Source organism: Blastococcus sp. SYSU D01042 (genome assembly GCF_054050515.1).
In genome coordinates, this window is the sequence record NZ_JBJGZM010000001.1 from 625,475 (window position 1) to 642,740 (window position 17,266).

Annotated in this window: 14 protein-coding genes; 7 read left to right on the forward strand and 7 right to left on the reverse strand. The window is 74.9% G+C overall.

Annotation, left to right across the window (positions count from 1 at the left end):
• The first annotated feature begins 6 nt into the window (after positions 1-6).
• Positions 7-1,056 (forward strand): PHP domain-containing protein, encoded by a 1,050-nt coding sequence (locus tag ACI79H_RS03190; RefSeq protein WP_456553107.1) that lies wholly within the window; start codon positions 7-9, stop codon positions 1,054-1,056.
• Positions 1,057-1,071: 15 nt separating this feature from the next.
• Here ACI79H_RS03190 and ACI79H_RS03195 read toward each other — a convergent pair whose 3' ends face one another.
• From ACI79H_RS03195 to ACI79H_RS03210, 4 genes are all read right to left on the reverse strand, one after another.
• Positions 1,072-1,797, reverse strand: coding sequence for a GAF and ANTAR domain-containing protein (locus ACI79H_RS03195; protein ID WP_456552916.1), 726 nt, complete (start codon positions 1,795-1,797; stop codon positions 1,072-1,074).
• 196 nt (positions 1,798-1,993) lie between these two features.
• The gene (gene argB, locus ACI79H_RS03200) at positions 1,994-3,058 is read right to left on the reverse strand and encodes an acetylglutamate kinase (protein ID WP_456552917.1); all 1,065 of its coding nucleotides are present in this window, start codon (positions 3,056-3,058) and stop codon (positions 1,994-1,996) included.
• Complete coding sequence (argJ, locus tag ACI79H_RS03205; RefSeq protein ID WP_456552918.1) at positions 3,055-4,206, reverse strand: bifunctional glutamate N-acetyltransferase/amino-acid acetyltransferase ArgJ; 1,152 nt, start codon at positions 4,204-4,206, stop codon at positions 3,055-3,057. The genes argB and argJ overlap by 4 nt, the downstream gene beginning before the upstream one ends.
• A 320-nt stretch (positions 4,207-4,526) precedes the next feature.
• Complete coding sequence (locus ACI79H_RS03210) at positions 4,527-5,921, reverse strand: M1 family aminopeptidase (RefSeq protein ID WP_456552919.1); 1,395 nt, start codon at positions 5,919-5,921, stop codon at positions 4,527-4,529.
• Between the two features lie 257 nt (positions 5,922-6,178).
• Between ACI79H_RS03210 and ACI79H_RS03215 the strand changes: the two genes are divergently transcribed.
• Complete coding sequence (locus tag ACI79H_RS03215) at positions 6,179-7,348, forward strand: hypothetical protein (RefSeq protein ID WP_456552920.1); 1,170 nt, start codon at positions 6,179-6,181, stop codon at positions 7,346-7,348.
• A gap of 28 nt (positions 7,349-7,376) precedes the next feature.
• On the opposite strand, the gene ACI79H_RS03220 is transcribed toward ACI79H_RS03215, so the two are convergent.
• Genes ACI79H_RS03220 through ACI79H_RS03230 form a run of 3 tightly spaced genes read right to left on the reverse strand, consistent with a single transcriptional unit; the run spans position 7,377 to position 14,882 of the window.
• A complete protein-coding gene (locus ACI79H_RS03220) occupies positions 7,377-8,069 on the reverse strand; it encodes a BPL-N domain-containing protein (protein ID WP_456552921.1) in 693 nt (230 codons plus the stop codon).
• Positions 8,070-8,073: 4 nt separating this feature from the next.
• Positions 8,074-10,737: a heparan-alpha-glucosaminide N-acetyltransferase domain-containing protein gene (locus ACI79H_RS03225; RefSeq protein WP_456552922.1), complete on the reverse strand. Its 2,664-nt coding sequence runs from the start codon at positions 10,735-10,737 to the stop codon at positions 8,074-8,076.
• A complete protein-coding gene (locus ACI79H_RS03230; protein ID WP_456552923.1) occupies positions 10,734-14,882 on the reverse strand; it encodes a Pls/PosA family non-ribosomal peptide synthetase in 4,149 nt (1,382 codons plus the stop codon). The genes ACI79H_RS03225 and ACI79H_RS03230 overlap by 4 nt, the downstream gene beginning before the upstream one ends.
• A gap of 321 nt (positions 14,883-15,203) precedes the next feature.
• Here ACI79H_RS03230 and ACI79H_RS03235 point away from each other — a divergent pair, with 321 nt between their 5' ends.
• The 5 genes from ACI79H_RS03235 to ACI79H_RS03255 all read left to right on the forward strand — a co-directional run bounded on the left by ACI79H_RS03235 (position 15,204) and on the right by ACI79H_RS03255 (position 17,266).
• Entirely contained in the window at positions 15,204-15,917 is a 714-nt protein-coding gene (locus ACI79H_RS03235; protein ID WP_456552924.1) for a 4'-phosphopantetheinyl transferase family protein, read from the forward strand.
• On the forward strand, positions 15,914-16,531 hold the full coding sequence (locus ACI79H_RS03240) for a TPM domain-containing protein (RefSeq protein WP_456552925.1): 618 nt from the start codon (positions 15,914-15,916) through the stop codon (positions 16,529-16,531). The genes ACI79H_RS03235 and ACI79H_RS03240 overlap by 4 nt, the downstream gene beginning before the upstream one ends.
• A 48-nt stretch (positions 16,532-16,579) precedes the next feature.
• Entirely contained in the window at positions 16,580-16,840 is a 261-nt protein-coding gene (locus tag ACI79H_RS03245; protein ID WP_456552926.1) for a hypothetical protein, read from the forward strand.
• A 43-nt stretch (positions 16,841-16,883) separates the two neighbouring features.
• Entirely contained in the window at positions 16,884-17,018 is a 135-nt protein-coding gene (locus ACI79H_RS03250; protein WP_456552927.1) for a hypothetical protein, read from the forward strand.
• An 83-nt stretch (positions 17,019-17,101) separates the two neighbouring features.
• Complete coding sequence (locus ACI79H_RS03255) at positions 17,102-17,266, forward strand: hypothetical protein (protein ID WP_456552928.1); 165 nt, start codon at positions 17,102-17,104, stop codon at positions 17,264-17,266.

Genomic DNA, 17,266 nt, shown 5'->3' on the forward strand with positions numbered 1-17,266 from the left:
CGAGCACTGACCAGCCCGCTCCCGCCCGCGGCCGCGCTCCGGAGGATCGCCTTCCTCCTGGAGCGCGCCCGCGAGCCCAGCTACCGCGTGCAGGCGTTCCGCACCGCCGCGGCGGTGGTCGACGGGCTGCCCGAGGACCAGCTGGACCTGAAGATCCGCACCGGCACGCTCAAGGACCTCAAGGGCGTGGGCCCGAAGACCGCGACGGTCATCGTGCAGGCGCACAAGGGGCAGGTGCCCGAGTACCTGACGAAGCTCGAGGAGAACCTCGCCGAGCTCGTCCCGATGGCCGACGACGTCGCCGAGTTCCGGGCCGCGCTGAAGGGCGACCTGCACCTGCACTCGGACTGGTCCGACGGCGGCAGCCCGATCCGCGAGATGGCCGAGGCCGCCATCGCCCTGGGCCACGAGTACATGGCGCTGACCGACCACTCGCCACGGCTGACCGTCGCCAACGGGCTGTCGTCCGCGCGCCTGGAGCAGCAGCTGGACGTGGTGGCGGCGCTGAACGAGGAGCTCCGGCCGTTCCGGATCCTCACCGGCATCGAGTGCGACATCAACGTCGACGGCTCGCTGGACCAGACCGAGGAGCTGCTGGGCCGCCTCGACGTCGTCGTCGCCAGCGTGCACTCCGACCTGCGCGCGGACTCGGGGGCCATGACCGAGCGGATGCTCACCGCCGTCGCCAACCCGCACGCCGACGTCCTCGGGCACTGCACCGGCCGGCTGGTCATCGGCCGCCGGCAGCGCAACGGCGAGCAGAAGCCGCGCCCGGAGAGCACGTTCGACGCCGAGGCGGTGTTCGCCGCCTGCGTCGAGTTCGGCACCGCGGTCGAGATCAACTCCCGCCCGGAGCGCCTGGACCCGCCCCGCCGGCTGCTCACACTGGCGAACGAGCTGGGCTGCGAGTTCGCCATCGACACCGACGCGCACGCCCCCGGCCAGCTGGACTGGCAGCACAACGGCGTGGAGCGGGCCATCGAGTGCGGCGTGCACCCCGACCGCGTGGTCAACACTCGCAGCGCCGACGACCTGCTGGCCTGGACCGAGGCCTGACCCTGCCGCGGGCGGTCACTCCCCGCGTTCGGTGGGGGGCAGCGCCCCGGTCTCGGACAGCTCGCGGGCGATGTCGACGAGCTTGCGGTTCGTCTCCTGGGAGACGCGGGCGAGGGCCGCGAAGGCCTGGTCGGCCGTGAGCCGGTAGCGCTCCATGAGGATGCCCTTGGCCTGCCCGATGACGTCGCGGCTCCCGATGCCGGCGCGCAGGTGTTCCTCGTGCTCCGCGCCGGCCAGCGCGATGGCGGCGTGGCCGGCGAAGATCTGGCCGATCTCCGGGCCCTCGTCGTCGAAGGCGTGCGCCGTGCGGGCGTACAGGTTCATGGCGCCGAGCTGGTCGCCCTCCACGAACAGCTGGAAGCACATCATGCTGCCGATGCCGGCGGCGGACGCCTCCTGCGCGAAGCCGGGCCACCGCTCCTCGATCGCCATGTCGTCGATGCGGACGACCTCGGACTGCCAGACCGCGTCGAGGCAGGGGCCCTCCCCGAGGCGCTGCTGCAGCAGGTCCAGCCGCTCGGGGAGCTCGCCCGTGAAGGCCCGCGGCTCGACCCTGCGGCGGTCGACCACGTAGCTGATGCTGCACTCCTCGGCGTTCGGCACGGTGGCGACCGCTGCGGCGGTGATCGCCTGCAGCGTCCCCTCGACGTCTCCGTGCTCCTCCTGGAGGCGGCGGGCCACCCGGCTCATGACGTCGCCCAGGGAGCGCCCGGAAGCGGTGACCTGCGGATCTCCGGTCATCTTCGGAGCCTAGGAGACGGAGCGCCACCGGAGCCACTGCCCCGGCGAGCCCGCCCGGTTCCGGAAGACGCGTGTCGGGAGGGTGGCCGGTGGGCACTGCAGGTCCACGCCCTGCGGCTGGTCCCGGGAGGCCGTAGCGGCCAGGGCCCGCCAGTCCAGATCCCGGGCTGGCGGGACCGCCGCCCGGCAGGCCGGCTCAGCCGGGGGAGAGCGACGGTTCCACGGCGCGGGTCCGCGGCCCCGGCAGCGCGGCGATGTCCGGCTCCGGGGCTGCGACGTCCACAGCGGGCAGCACCATCGTCCCGGTGCCCTCGGACGTGAAGGTCTCCAGCAGCAGGGCGTGCGGCATGCGCCCGTCGATGACGGTGGCCCGGGACACCCCTCCCTCGACAGCCCGCAGGCAGGCCGCCATCTTCGGGACCATGCCCTCGTGCAACGTGGGCAGGAGCCCGGCCAGCTCTCGCGTGTCGATCTTCTGGACGAGCGACTCGGGGCGGGGCCAGTCGGCGTAGAGCCCCTCGACGTCGGTCAGCACCACGAGCTTGACCGCACCCAGCGCCACGGCCAGCGCCGCCGCGGCGGTGTCCGCGTTGAGGTTATGCACCTGGCCGGAGGCATCCGGTGCCACGGTCGACACGACCGGCACGTACCCCGTCGCCAGCAGGGACGTCACCGGGGTCGGGTCCACGGCGGCGACGTCGCCGACCAGACCCACGTCGACCTGCTCCCCCGCGACGGTGGCCAGGGTGCGCCGGGCGGTGAACAACCCGCCGTCCTCACCGGAGAGCCCGACGGCCAGGTGCCCGTGCTCGTTGATCAGGTTCACCAGCTCCGGGCCCACCTGACCGGTCAGGACCATGCGCACGACGCCGATCGTCTGCTCGGTGGTGACCCGCAGCCCGCCGCGGAACTCGGAGGGGATGCCGAGCCGGGTGAGCATCGAGCTCACCTGGGGGCCGCCCCCGTGGACGACCACGGGCAGGATGCCGCAGGTCCGCAGGAAGACCATGTCCTCGGCGAACGCGCGCCGGCACTCCTCGTCGACCATGGCGTGCCCGCCGTACTTGACGACGATCACGCGGCCGGAGAACTCCTTCAGCCACGGGAGCGCGCCGGTGAGGACGGCGGCCTTGACCGAGTCACCCTGCGGATCGTGCCGACGCATCACCCGCTTGCCACCGATGCGGCGACGGGCCGTTGCGGGCCGCGGCCCGTCCGGGACGTCGGACGCCGGCGGGCCCCCGACGAGGTCGGCGCTCATGACGTGTACGCCGAGGCGGCGCGGACGTAGGCCATCGACAGGTCGTTGGTGCGGATCGTCGCCCGGGCGCTGCCGGCCCGGAGATCGATGTCGATGTCGACGTCCCGGCCGGTGAGGTCCACCAGCGAACGCGGGTCGCCGATGCCGCCGCCCCGGCAGACGGTGACGCCGTTGATGGTGACGTCGACCCGGTCGGGGTCGAAGTCCGCGTCCGAGGCGCCGATGGCGGCGAGCACCCGCCCCCAGTTGGGGTCGTTGCCGTACAGCGCGGTCTTGACCAGCACGTTCCCGGCGCAGGCGCGGCCGGCGCTGAGCGCGTCCTCGAGGGAGGCCGCGTTGCGCACGGTGATCGCGACGTCCTTGGTCGAGCCCTCCGCGTCGCCGAGCAGCTGGCCGGCCAGGTCCGCGCAGGCCGCGGTCAGCGCCGCGGTGAGGTCCTCGGGCTCGGGGGTGACCCGGCTGGCGCCGCTGGCCATGACGATCACCGTGTCGTTGGTCGACCGGCAGCCGTCGGAGTCCACCCGCTCGAAGGTGACCGCACCGGCCCGCCGGAGGGCGCGGTCGAGGAGCTCCGGTGGGACCACGGCGTCGGTGGTGAGGACGGCGATCATCGTGGCCAGGCTCGGCGAGAGCATGCCGCCGCCCTTGACCATGCCCCCGACCGACCACCCGGCGCGGTGCTGCACGGTCGTCTTGGGCACCCGGTCGGTGGTCAGGATCGCCCTCGCGGCATCGGGGCCGCCCTCGCCCGACAGCTCCTTGACCGCCGTGGTGATGCCGGCGGTGAGCTTGCCCATGGGCAACCGGACACCCATCCGCCCGGTGCTCGCGGCCGCGACGGTGTCGGCTTCCAGACCCAGCTCGGCCGCGGTGTGCTCGACGGCGGCCGCGGTGTCGGCGACGCCGGCGGCCCCGGTGCAGGCGTTGGCGACGCCGGAGTTCAGGACGACGGCGCGCAGCCGCCCGTCAGCCAGGACGTGCCGGCTCCACCGCACCGGCGGGGCCGCGAAGCGGTTCGTGGTGAACACCCCGGCGGCAGCGTCCTCCGGCCCCTCGTTCACGACCAGCGCCACGTCCAGGGCGCCCCTCGACCGGATCCCGGCTGCCGTCCCGGCGGCGCGGAAGCCACCGGGGGCCGTGACGCTCACCGGAGGCCCCCCGTTGGCGGAGGGGAGGGGACGGCGGCGCGGTCGTCGACGGGCATGGCGGTACTCCTGGATCGGGTGTCCGGCGGGCTCGGACGGGTGCTCGCACCGCGTGGGCGTGGCCCGGGCGACCGGTGGTCGGTGCCCTGTCGCGTCGCCTGCGGTCCCCCCGCTGTCACGCCCGGGAAATTACCGGGGGGACGGCGACCTGTGACCGTTCCTGGACGCGACCATCCACATTCCCGCGTCGTTTCTCGCCCACTCCCGCGCCATTCCGCAGAATGGTCACCCAACGTCACGCGACCATTCCGGTGGGGCACCGTTCAGCTCAGCGCGCCGACGCCCCGCAGCACCGCCAGCACCTCCGGCAGCTCGGCGAAGGCGCGCCCGACGTCGTCGGGTTCGGCGACCGAGTAGGCGTTCGTGCGCAGGTAGTCCCGCAGTGCGGCGTCGAACCGGTCCCGGCCCGCCCGCTCCCGTGCCGTCACGAGAGCGGCGCCCCCGACGAGGTAGACCGTGTCGTAGTAGCGGGCGCTGGAATTCTCGAACTCGTCGTCCCAGTACGTCATGGGCCCGCCCACCGGCGGAGCGCCGGACCAGGTCCGGTGGTCGTAGGCCGGCTCCTCGCCGTCGGCCACCGTCTGGGCGTAGGTGGCGAACGCCTCGTCCAGCCACGGGTGCTCCCCCTGGTCGTTCCCGACCAGTCCGTAGAACCACATGTGCGCCAGCTCGTGCGTGATCAGCCCACGCCGCGCCCGCGGGTCGACGTCCCCGAACTGGATCGCCCCCGGGAACTCGATCCCGCTGGACTGCGCCGAGAGCACCGCGACCCACAGGTCGTCGTAGGGGAAAGGGCCGAGCAGGTCGACCAACCGGCGCTGCGACGCCGCCAGCTCCTCCAGCCACGCCTCGGCGTCGGCCTCGTCCACGGCGGGGTCCAGGCCGAGGTGCACGCGCACGCCCTCGACGGTGCGCGAGACCACGTCGAAGGCCCCGACCGCCACGGCGACGTCGCGCACCGCGGGAGCCGCGAAGCGGTGCACCGTCGTGCCGTCCGGCCGGTCCTCGGTGCCCACGGCCCGCCCGGTGCCGAGCACCGCCGCGCCGGCCGGCGCGATCACGCTGAGGTCCAGCCGGACGTCCTCGCTGACCGCGCTCTCCCCGTTGACCGGCACCGCCTCGCCCCGCTCCCACCCGCGCCCGCGCTCCCAGGCCAGCAGCGGCATGGCGGTCGCGAACCAGGCGACGCCGGCCTCCGGGGACATGCCGATCCGCTCGTCGACGTGCTCGCCCAGGGCCAGGTCGAAGTCCAGCTCGACGGTGACCGTCCGCCCCGCCTCGATGCACCCCGCCACCGGGACCTCCAGCAGGGTTCCGGCCCGCGCCCCCTCCGGCGCGCCCGCCGGCAGGTCGCGGGCCGCGACGTCCCGGCCGTCGACGCGCACCCGCGCGACCGCCATCCCGCTGCCCGCGGCCGCCGTGGCGGGTTTGTTCGGCCAGGCCCGGAACACCAGCTCGCAGGTGTCCAGATCGGGGGTGAACTCGATCCGCTCGTAGCCGGACACCGAACGGAGGTCGGCCGCCACCTCGTAACGGAGGTCCACGACGGGCCGGTCTGCCCACGGCACTTGAGGACCGGAGGCCGAGACCGCGGAGCCGCCGAGCGCGAGCACCAGACCGAGCACGACGAGGACGCGCGCCGGCCGAGCTCTGCGCATTCCCGTCCTCGCACGCGTCCTCGGGGCGGCCGGTGGGTCGGCCGAGCGGCACCAGTCTCACCGGGGCGGCAAGTCGTGACAAGCGGCATGGCCGCGTTTCAGCAGGTCGTGGGTTCCGGCTGTGGCGGATGTGACGCGTGGGGCTCGTTGGCTGTCCGTGACCTTCCCGTGACCGAGATGATCTGTCAGCATCGAAACGTCACTCGGCAATCACCATCCGTCACCAGAGACCTGACGGACGCTCGGAGGAACAGCTCGTGCACAGCTCCACCCGCCCCGCCCGACGCCGCCTCGCCCTGGTGGGAGCCGCGGTCCTCGTGTCGCTGGCCACCACCGCGTGCGACCCGGCCGCCCTGGACGGCAGCGCGCTCGCAGGAGACGCGGCCCCCGCCCCCGGCGCCACCGGCGCCCAGGCGCCGGCCGTGCCCACGCCGGTCCCGCTGCCCCCGGCGCCCGTTCCCGGGACCCCCGCGGCACCGCCGGCCGGCGCCACGAGCACCGGGGAGGCCGCCGCGCTCGCGCCGGTCGCGCCGGCCACTGCCACGCCCGCGCCCGCTCCGGGTACCGCACCGGTGCCGACGCAGCCCGCGAAGGCCGCTCCCACGAGCCCGGCCCGCCGCCGGGCCCCCGGCCCGGCCCCGGCCCCGGCGCCGGCGCCGGCGCCCGTACCTGCACCGGGCGCTCCGGCCCCTGCCCCTGCCCCTGCGGGTAGCGCCTCGTCCGGCGCCGGCGGCTCCTACACCGACCAGGCGCGTCAGCAGTTCCGCGCCGCCAACGGGCAGGTCGGCCAGTACCTGCTCTACGCCGCCGGCATCGACGCGTCCCGGCCCGTCGGGCTCGTCGTGTACCTCGACGGCACCGGTGAGTACGGCGTGAACAACCCCGGTTCGTCCTACGCGCTCGGCGGCCCGTCGGGCCTGGTCGCGACGGCGAAGGCGCGCAACATGATCACCCTCGCGGTGGAGAGCCCGAACCAGTCCTGCGAGTGCTGGCACACCGGGGACACCACGGCCTACGCGGACTTCCTCGCCCAGCTCATCGAGACCCAGCTCGGCGCCTTCCCGGTCGACGAGGTCTGGCTGTCCGGCTTCTCCTCCGGCGCCCAGGAGATCACCCGCTTCCTGATCCCGCGGCACCCGGAGCTCATGCGGCTGGGCGGCGGCTGGGTCGTCTTCGGCGGCGGCGGTCCGCCGGCCGACGGCGGCGCGAACGTGACCGCCGCCCGCATGGCCGGGGTCAGGGGCCACTGGTTCACCGGCACCGCGGACACGGCCGTCCCGCTGACAGCCGCGTGGGGCGCCCAGGCCGGCGAGCGGTGGTACGCCGCCCGCGGGGTCGTGGCGACGCACGACTACCCGACCGGCGTGGGCCACGCGCTGGACGGCCGGCTCGGCCGCACCGTCGGCGCGATCATCGACGCCTCGTAGCGGCCCAGGCCGGGCGCGTCGGCCACGGTCAGCCGACGCGCCCGGCCTGAGCCAGCACCACCCGGTCCACCAGGTCCTGGGTGAGGTCCGCGCCGATGTCCCCCGGTACCGGCAGGCCGCTGTCGGTGTACCAGTCGGGTGAGGCCTCCGGGTGCGGACCGACCACGCCCACCACCCCCCGGCCGCAGGGCGCCACGACCGCCGCGGGCAGCCCGTTGGCGTAGGTGGCGAGCACGTCGGCCGGGCCGCGGGCGGGGTCGAGGTCGAACCACGGGCCGTCCTGGAAGAAGATCCGGCGGGGATGGCCGGCCCAGCTCACGGTCACCAGGGCGTCCCCGTCGTGGTCGGGCTGCGCGCCCGGCGAGTCGATGTACCGGTCGGTGTCACCGGGGAGCAGCCCGAAGCCCGGGGTCTTCCCGGCGAGGTAGCCGCCCAGGCAGAAACCGAGATAGCCGCCGCCGGAGCGGACGAAGTCCCGGATGGCGGTCGCGGCGGAGCGCAGCTTCCGGTGCGCCCGCTCCAGCTCCCCTCCCCCGGGCTGCGCGTACAACCGGGCGGCCGCGAGCACCTCCGCGGTCAGGGAAAGCTCCTCCCGCGGGCCGACGTACCGGACGTCGAGGTCCCAGCGGCTGCGGCGGAGCGCGGCCGCCACCGCCTCCGGGCACCCCTCGGTGGACGCCGGCCCCCGGTACACCAGTGCCAGGTCCCGCCGCGACCGCACCCGGTCACCCCTCGCCAGGCGCCCGCGGCCCGACGAGCGGGGAGGAGCCGGGCCGGTCGGCCTCCGGGGTCCCGGCCGCCTCGGCCCGGCCCTCCGCCCGGGGGCACGCGCTCGACAGGTGACCGGTCGCCGGAGGAGGGGATCCCGTGTCCGGTCCACCACCCGGCGGGGGCGGCCCGAGCACCTGGCGTCCCGCCCACGACGCGAGGCCGGCGATGGCCCCCTCGAGCGGTCCGCGGCCGAACGCCCGCAGCCAGGCCCAGGCGACGACGAACGCCACCGCGACGTGGACGAGCAGGATCTCGCCGTCCCTCCAGGGCGGGGCCCACAGCGAGACCCCCAGCAGGTGCACCGCGTACAGGGAGAGGGTCATGCTGCCCACCGCGGCGAGCGGGCGGAGCAGCGATCCGGTGCTCCGGGCGACCAGCAGCACCAGGCCCAGGACCGCGAGCGCCACGCCCGTGCTGTGCAGGAGGTCGAGCGGGAGACCCGAGTAGGAGGCGTCGACGGCGAGCCACCACCCGGACGGCCGCGGCAGGATCGGGCCGGGCCCCCAGGTGGTCCGGTTCACCAGGTCCTCGGCCCCGCTGCGCTCGAGGGCGGCCAGCCCGCCGAAGCGGTCGAGCAGGAGCCAGGACGCGAGCCGGCCCGCCGCCGCCATGGCCACGCCGACGACGACCAGCTTCGCCGCGGTCCGCTCCGAGGTCAGGTCGCGCAGCCGGCCGACCGCGATCCCGGCGCAGACGAAGGCCATCCAGGGCAGCGCCGGGTAGGTGCCGGTCAGCGTCAGCTCGGACAGCACGTCCACCGGCGCGCCGACGAGGTCCCCGAAGGTGTGGTTGACCGCCTCCTGCTTCGGCAGCTCGTCCCAGGCCAGGTGCACCAGCACGGGGACGACGACGGCGATCGCCACCGCCGCGATCGCCGCTCCGCGGGCGGTCAGCCCCAGCAGCGGCACCGCCAGCAGGAACATGACGCCGAAGGACGCGAGGATCACGATCGCGTCCTCCTCGGGGCTGACCACGTACCCCAGGGCCAGCCCGACCGACGCGATGGCGATCGCCCGCACCACGAGCGTCACCACCTGCTCGCGACGCCGTCGGCCGGTGACCGGCCGCGGCCCGCCCGTGGCCAGCGCGATCCCGACCCCGGCCAGGAGCACGAACATCGCCGCCCCGTACCCGCCGACGACGTAGGACGCCGTCGGCCGGCCGTCGAAGGAGATGTTCGGGATCAGGTGCGCGACCATGATGAAGAGGAGGGCCAGCCCGCGGGCGGCGTCGACCCCGAGCAGCCGTGCTCCGGCCCGGGGCGCCGCAGTCGTCGCACCGGCGGGGACCCCCTGCCGGCCGGGAGCGTCGTCCGGCTCCGGCCCGGGCACCGCGGGCGCCCCGGGGGGTGCCGGGGCCCGCCGCCTCCCACCGGGCAGCAGGGGCCGGCGGACCGCGGACGCCGCCCGCCCGACGATCTCCTCCAGCGGCCCGCGGGCGTGGTACCGGCGCCACACCAGCGCGAAGAGCACGACCACGGCGACCTGCAGGCCGAAGCCGGCCAGGCCCTCGGGCGTCTCGGGATGGCTGAGCATCACCAGGTGCAGGCAGTACAGCGTCAGCGTCATGCTGCCCGCCGCGGCCAGCGGCTTGAGGTAGCCCGGGACCGCCCGGCCCAGCAGGACGGCGACGCCGAGGACGACGAGCGAGAGCCCGATCGTGAACGCGAGGTCCAGCGGCGTCGTGGAGTGCGGGGCCACCGTGGCGAGCCACCAGCCGGTGTCGGTCGGCGTCGTCCCCGACCAGCCGATGGCCATGTGCTCGGCGAACTCCGACGCCGACATCGCGTCCGAGGCGGCGAGCCGGAGCTCGGCACGCCCCCCGAGGCCGTCGAGCAGGAACCACGAGAGGAGCTGCGCGCCGCCGGCGAGGACGGCCCCGGTCACGATCAGGTGCACGATCGTGCGGCGCGAGGAGAGCGCCAGGCGGCCGACGGCGAGGCCCGCGCAGAGGTAGGCCATCCAGGGCAGCGCCGGGTACGCCCCGGTGAGCGCGAGGTCGCGCAGCACGCCCGCCGGGTCGTCCGCCACGGCCTGGAAGGTCAGGTTGGGGACCGTCGGCCGCACGTCGGGGCCGGTGCGGACCAGGTGGCTGAGGATCGGCATGCCCACGCCGATGAGCACGGCGAGCTCCACGAGCGCCCGCGGCGACAGGGTGAGCAGCGGGATCGCGAGCACAAACAGCAGTGCGTAGTACGGCAGGATCACCGAGGCGAAGTCGGCCGGGACCAGCGCCCCGAGGAGCAGCCCGACGGCTCCGACGAGGGCCGCCCGGACGAGCAGCCCGGCGGCCTGGGCCGGCCACGTCCGCAACGTCGGGCGGCGCCGACCGCCGGTGGACAGCGCGATGCCCACCCCGGCCAGGACCGCGAACAGCGCGGCGGACTTGCCCGCGGCGAGCGTCCACGCCGGCGACGGGGTTCCGGCGTCGGTCAGCGGCTCCATCGTGTGGACGGCCATCATGCCGATCAGCGCGACGCCCCGGGCGGCGTCGATCCCGATCAGCCGGGCGGGGCTCCGCGGCACCGGGGCGGGCGCCGGCGGCGGGCCGGCGACGGTGATCGGGTCGTCGGGCGCGCAGGCGTGGGCCAGCGCGGCCGGCTGGACGGTGCGGGTCACCGTCCCGCGTCCGTGATCGTCCCGCCCCACGACCGCGACCTGCCCGTTCCTGGTGGCGGCGCCGGCGCCTGGTCGACCTTCTGCGCCGGGATGCCGCACCACGTCGTGCCGGCCGGCACGGTCTCGCCCTTCATCGCCAGCGAGAGGGCGGCCAGGGAGGCCTCCTCCTCGACGACCGAGCCGTAGAGCACCACGGACTTGTCACCGATGCTGGCGCGGTCGAGCAGCGTGACCCGGTCCATCTTCATGACGCGGTCCTCGAAGAGGTGGGTCTGCAGCGAGGCGTTCGCGCCCACGGAGACGTCGTCCCCGATGGTGACCAGGTCGAACTCGGTGAGGTAGGTGGTGTCGACCAGCGTCCGCTTGCCGACCCGGGTGCCGAACAGCCGCAGCAGCGGGCCCAGCAGCGGCGTGCCGGTGAGGTAGGCGAGCAGCGCCGGCACCGCCGCCGCCTCGTAGATGCCGGTCACGAACTCCGTCCGCCGGACGAAACCGCTCCACAGCGGGCGGACCCGCGGCCGGTAGCGCCCGACGACCAGCCACTTCAGCGCGGCCACGAACAGGACCACGCCCAGGCTCGAGGTCAGCGCGACCAGCGGGGCGAGCAGCACCGTCGCGGTCGTGCCCCAGGCGGCAGCGATGCGGGAGGCGCCGTAGAGGGTGCCGAACATCGCGACGGCCAGCACCGAGCTCGGCAGCACGATGCGGAGGAACTCGATCACGTACCGGTTGCGCACCTGACTCCGCGAGGGCGCGTAGGTCTGGGCCTCGGTGAACTCCTCGAAGATCTCCCGGCGGGGCAGGAAGAACGGCGGGGAGCCCAGCCACGACGTGCCGTCCGCGACGCCGCCCGGCGGGGGGATCGACCGGACGCCGATGAGCGACCCGTCGCCGATGTGGGTGCCGGAGGGGATGAACGCCGCGTTGCCCACGAAGGCGCGCGAGCCGATCTCGGTCCGCCGGAAGGCCACGTGCCCGTTGGCGTAGGTGGCGCTGCCCACGCTGGCCATGTCGGCGACGAAGCTGCCCTCGCCCAGGGTGAGCAGGTCGGGGTCGATGTTGGCGATCGTCGACACCTCGGCGCCCCGGCCGACCTTCGTCCCGAGCAGCCGCAACCACAGCGGCGTGTAGAGCGTCGAGTACATCGTGTTGGTGAACAGCAGGCTCAGCTCGAAGAGCTTGTCGCCGAGCCACTTCTCCAGCCCGCGCTGCGACCGGAGGTGGTGCACCCCCTCCGGCGTCTCCGGCAGCACGAGCCGGCGGATGCCCAGCAGCACCGAGCACGAGGCGAGCACGAACAGCGGGCCGGACAGCGCCGTGGCGATGAACGCCGCCGTCGACCCGAAGGTCAGCAGCGCCCACCAGACGACGGCGACGACGGGCAGGAGGATCAGGAACGGGACCAGCTCCAGCAGGACGATGCCCGCGGTGAAGCCGAGCAGCAGCCGGGTGGACCACCGGCGCGGGGCCTGCGCGCAGGCGGCCATGACCGCGACGACCGGATCCGCCGAGTCGGGCGCGGGCCGGGCCGGCGAGCCGGCCCACGTCTCGCCGTCGGGCACCGCGGAGCCGGACATCAGCAGCGTCTGGTCGCAGAGGATGGCTCCCTCGCCGACCTCTGTGCCGCACTCGAGCACGGACTCCGAGCCGACGACGGCGCCCGGGCGCACCGTGACGGGCGCCAGGGTGAGCACGCCGTCGGCGACGCGGTGGCCGTGCAGCTGGGTGCCGTAGCCGATGGTGGCCCCCCGCTCCACCCGCAGGAACGCGGGGAGCGAGACGTCGGCCGAGCCCAGGTGGCACTCGTCGTCGACGGTCGCGCCAGCCAACCGGAGGTAGGTCGCCGCCCAGGGTGAACCGGCCAGCACGGTCAGCGGCGAGACGGTCATCAGCTTCTGCACCGCCCAGACCCGCAGGTGGGTGCCGCTCCACAGCGGGTACGTGCCCGGGCGCAGGCCGAGCGAGAGCAGCCGCGAGCCGACGAGCGGGAGGACCCACCGGGAGCTCAGGTAGAGCACGGGCAGGGCGAGGACCAGCTGCAGGAACATCGTGAAGGACGGCTCGCCCCCGGCCAGGCCGTAGACGACGGCGATCGGGACGAGGAAGACCAGCACGAGCAGGTAGAGGACCGCCAGCTGCGCCGAGCCGACGGCGAGGACCCGTCTGCGCGAGGGCCGCGGGGGCCGGGGCTCACGGGGCGGCAGCGTCACCGGTGCCACCGCCTCGGCCGCGCCCGCCTCGAGGAAGCCGGCGAGGTCGCGGACCGTGGGGTGGCGGTAGAAGTCCAGGATCGACAGCCCCGAGCCGAGGTCGCTCTCCCGCATCACCGAGACGACGTTGGCGGCGATCAGCGAGTGCCCGCCCAGCTCCTCGAAGAAGTTCGCCGACGCCGAGACCGCGCCGGCCGGGAGCCGCAGCCGCTCCTCCCAGATGCCCGCCACCCAGGACTCGACCGGGCCCACCGGCGGCTCGTGGTCGCCGGAGGTGCGCATCAGCCGCGGACGGACGGGCTCGGGGAGCCGGCCGCGGTCGGCCTTGCCGCTGGGCAGCATCGGGATGCTGCCGACCACCTCGAGGTAGGCCGGGACCATGTAGGGCGGCAGCTGGCCGGCCAGCTTCTCGTGCAGCTCGGCGATCACCGCGTCGACGTCCGCGTCGTCGTCGGCACCCGGCAGGATGACGTACCCGGCGAGCTCGCCACCGGTGTCGGGCGCCTGCAGGAGCGTGACGACCGCGCCGGTGACCCGCTCGTGCTCAAGCAGCACGCTCTCGATCTCCTGCAGGTCGACGCGGTGGCCGCGGACCTTCACCTCGCTGTCGGCGCGGCCGAGGTACTCCAGCTCGCCGTCGGGCAGGAAGCGGCCCAGGTCGCCGGTGCGGTAGATGCGCTCGTCCGGGATGCCGCGGGGGTCGGGCAGGAAGCGGTCGGCGGTCAGCTCGGGCCGGTTGACGTACCCGCGGGCGACCCCGGGCCCGCCGACGCAGATCTCCCCCACCTGGCCCGCGGGCACCGGGCGGCGCTCGTCGTCCAGGAGCGTGATCCGGTAGGTGGGCAGGGGCCGCCCGATGGTGACCGGCTTGCCGGGGCGCAGCTCGGCCATGGTGCAGGTGACCGTGGTCTCGGTGGGCCCGTAGGTGTTGAGGATCCGGCGCCCCGGCCCCCACCGCTCGACCAGCTCGCGGGGGCACGCCTCGCCGCCGACGTTGATCGTGCGCAGCAGCGGCAGGGTGCGGTCCAGCGTCGCCAGGACGGTCGGGACGCAGTAGATCATCGTGATCTCGTGCTCGTCGAGGAAGTCCGCGAGCCCGGAGCCGACCCGCCGGCCGTCGGTGGGCCCGGCGACGAGGGTCGCGCCGACGGCCCAGGTCGGCCAGATCTCCTCGATGGAGAAGTCGAAGGCGATCGTCATGCCCTGGTACACGCGGTCCGACGGCGTCACCCCGTACAGGGGCGGCACGATGCCGATGAAGTTGCAGATGCTGGACTGCGCGATCTCGACGCCCTTGGGGCGGCCGCTGGAGCCGGACGTGTAGATGATGTAGCAGACCGGGTCGCCGTCGCTGACGACGGCGGGACGCGCGCTGGACTGGACGGCCAGGTCGGGGACCGCCTCGTCCAGGGCCAGGGGCAGGCAGCTCAGACCCGCGCACGTCTCCGCGAACGACGAGTGGGTCACCAGCACCTCGAGGGCGGAGTCCTCGGCGATGTACTGGAGGCGGTCGGCGGGCGCCTCGGGGTCGATCGGGACGAAGGTGGCCTCGGTCTTCGTGATCCCCAGCAGGGCCACGTAGGTGTCCAGGGACCGGTGGAGCAGGATGCCCACCCGCGTCCCCGCGCCCACCCCGAGCTGCATGAGCAGGTTGGCCAGCCGGTTCGCGCGCTGGTCGAGCTCCGCGTAGGAGACCCGGGCACCGTCGCACTCGAGGGCGATCGCCTCCGGTCGCGCGTCGCACGTCCGCTCGAAGAAGCGGCTCAGCCGGGTCAGCCCGGAGGGCCGCCCGCCCAGCTCGTCGGCGACGTTCTCGTGCAGGCGGTAGGTGGGGGCGACCTCGCGGCGCAGCAGTGCGGCCGGGTCCATGATCTCCTCGGTGAGCGGCTCGTCGAGGAGAGCGAACAGGCTCAGGTCGTCCTCGGGCGTGGGCATCGGTTCTCCCCCGTGGGCTCGGGTGCTGCCGCAGTGAAGTCGGGCTCGCCACGCACCGTCAACGGGTTGGCGGACGGCCGGACCACCTCTGTCGCGCGCCGCGTGTGCCTCCGACGTCGGGTTCTCACTCTCCGTGACGAAAGTGCGAGGTGGTCGTCATGACGCGCTGTGATCCGGCACCCGGCTCCGTCCGAGGGCCGCTCCGCGCGCGGACGGGGTCCGTCCGGTGCCGCAGGGGTCGCTACGTTGGCGCCGGTCCCGCACGAGGCGAGGGCCGGTGGCGGGGCCGCGCAGGCCGGCCGAGCACCCGGAGGAGGCCCCGTGCGGCAGCACCGAGCGGTCACCGGGACGACCGGTCCGGTCGTCCTGGTCGAGCGCCCCGCCGACGTGCTGGGGCGGTGGGACCCGGACGTGCTGAGCGCGCGCGAGCGGCGGAGGAGCCGGGCCCTGCGCCACCCGGCGGACCGCGCCGGCTACACGGCGGCCCACCTGCTCGCCCGGCAGTGCGTCGCCCACCTGACCGGTCGCGGCCCGCACGGCGTGCAGCTGGTGCAGCGGTGCTCCGCCTGCGGCTCCCCCGAGCACGGGAGGCCCTGGGTAGCGGACCTCCCGGAGGTCCACGTCAGCCTGGCGCACACGCGGGGCGCGGTCGTCGCCGCCGCCGACCTCCGCCCCGTGGGGGTCGACGTGGAGTCGCTCGCCGGCGCGCGGGTGGACGACGCCGCGATGTCCATCGCCCTCACGCCCGCCGAGACCGTCCGCGTCGAGGGCGCCCGGCGGCCGGACGTCGAGTTCCTGCGGCACTGGGTCCGCAAGGAGTCCCTGGTCAAGGCGGGGCTGGCCACGCTGGACACGCTGACCTCCGTCGACCCCGAACCCGACTCCCGGGACGACGGGCCCAGGACGAGCGCGTGGCGGGGCCTGCACGTCGTCGACTGGGTGGACCACCGGCTGGGCGCGGTGCTCGCGGTCGCCGGCTCCGGCGTCGGCTCCCGGACAGCGACGTGCTCCCTCCCGACGCCGGTGTCCGCGTGAGGGCCGTGGCGGCCCGGGCGCTGGCGACGCTCGCGGCTCCGGTGCTGCTGCTGCTCACCCCCGGCGTCGCCTCGGCCGCGCCCCCGGCGGACGTCGGGGACCGGCTCACCGACGCGGTCGGTGCGCTGGCCCCGAGCACCTCGGCCGTGGACGACGCACTGGCGGAGCTGGCCGCCGACACTGGGGTGGACCTCCACGTCGTCGTCGTCGAGGAGTTCGCGCCGACGGGCGACGTCGACTGGGCGGAGGCGACCGCCCGCCGGTCGGAGCTGGGCCCGACCGATGCCCTGCTCGCGGTCGCCATCGAGCAGGAGACCTACGAGTACTCGTGGTGGCTCGGCGACAACTTCCCTCTCTCCTACGAGGACATGGGGGAGATCATCACCGCCGAGGTGGAACCGGCGATGAACGCCGGACGGTGGGCCGCCGGGGTCACCGGGGTGACCGAGGAGCTGCGGCGGACCCTGACCGCCGCCGGCCTGGAGGCCGAGATGTTCGAGGCGCCCACCTGGGACGGTGAGCTGACCAGGATCGTCGTGGGGGGCGCCGCGGCGGTCCTCCTCGTCGGCCACCTGCTGTCCCGCCGCGGTTCACCTGCTGCTCCGGACGCGTGACCCGGGCGGTCACCTGCGTCCCGGGCGCGAGGCGCACACTGGCAGGAGATGGGCGCCACCGGCCTCCCTCCTGAGCGCGGACCGCACGCGATCCCCGGCTGCCCGGGCGCCCACCCGGGCCGGCACCACATGCGGTCCTGGCCGCTGGTGTGGCGCCCGCGGCTGGGCTACTGCGACCGCCTCTGCCCGCACGGGCTCGGGCACCCCGACCCGGACGACGTCGTCCGGGGGCAGGCCGTCGGCGGCGTGGTCACCGCCCACGCGTGCGACGGCTGCTGCGTGGCGCCGCTGCGCGACGCCCACCGCTGATCGAGGCCTCCCGTCGCCGCTCCGGACGTGGCAGTCTGGGGCGGTGCGGGAGCAGGTGCGGATCGGGCAGCGGGCGACGCCCTGGCACGTGCACTGGTTCCGCCGGCTCGGCGACGACCCGTTCAGCAGCGCCTCGCTCTACCGGTGCCGCTGCGGGCACGTCCGGCCCGGGTTCTGACCGCCAGCGCAGGCGGACCGGTTCGTCACTTTCTGCCCGCGTTGCGTGACACAGGATCACGATCACGCCCGTAGACATGACGCATGACGTTCGTGATCGCGCTCGGCAGCGCGTGGGCCCTGCTCGCCGTGCCGGTGGCGGTGCTCGTCGGTCGCGGCATCCGGCTGGCGGACGACACCGCCGCCAAGCCCTTCCGCACCGACGACGTCGAGGCGTTCCTGCGCGAGCAGGCCTCCGCCCGCTCCTGA

Coding starts and splice junctions, on each gene's coding strand:
- ACI79H_RS03245 (WP_456552926.1), top strand. CDS start 16,580: ATGGGCGCCACCGGCCTCCCTCCTGAGCGCGGACCGCACGCGATCCCC.
- ACI79H_RS03230 (WP_456552923.1), bottom strand. CDS start 14,882: ATGCCCACGCCCGAGGACGACCTGAGCCTGTTCGCTCTCCTCGACGAG.
- ACI79H_RS03210 (WP_456552919.1), bottom strand. CDS start 5,921: ATGCGCAGAGCTCGGCCGGCGCGCGTCCTCGTCGTGCTCGGTCTGGTG.
- argB (WP_456552917.1), bottom strand. CDS start 3,058: ATGAGCGCCGACCTCGTCGGGGGCCCGCCGGCGTCCGACGTCCCGGAC.
- ACI79H_RS03195 (WP_456552916.1), bottom strand. CDS start 1,797: ATGACCGGAGATCCGCAGGTCACCGCTTCCGGGCGCTCCCTGGGCGAC.
- ACI79H_RS03255 (WP_456552928.1), top strand. CDS start 17,102: ATGACGTTCGTGATCGCGCTCGGCAGCGCGTGGGCCCTGCTCGCCGTG.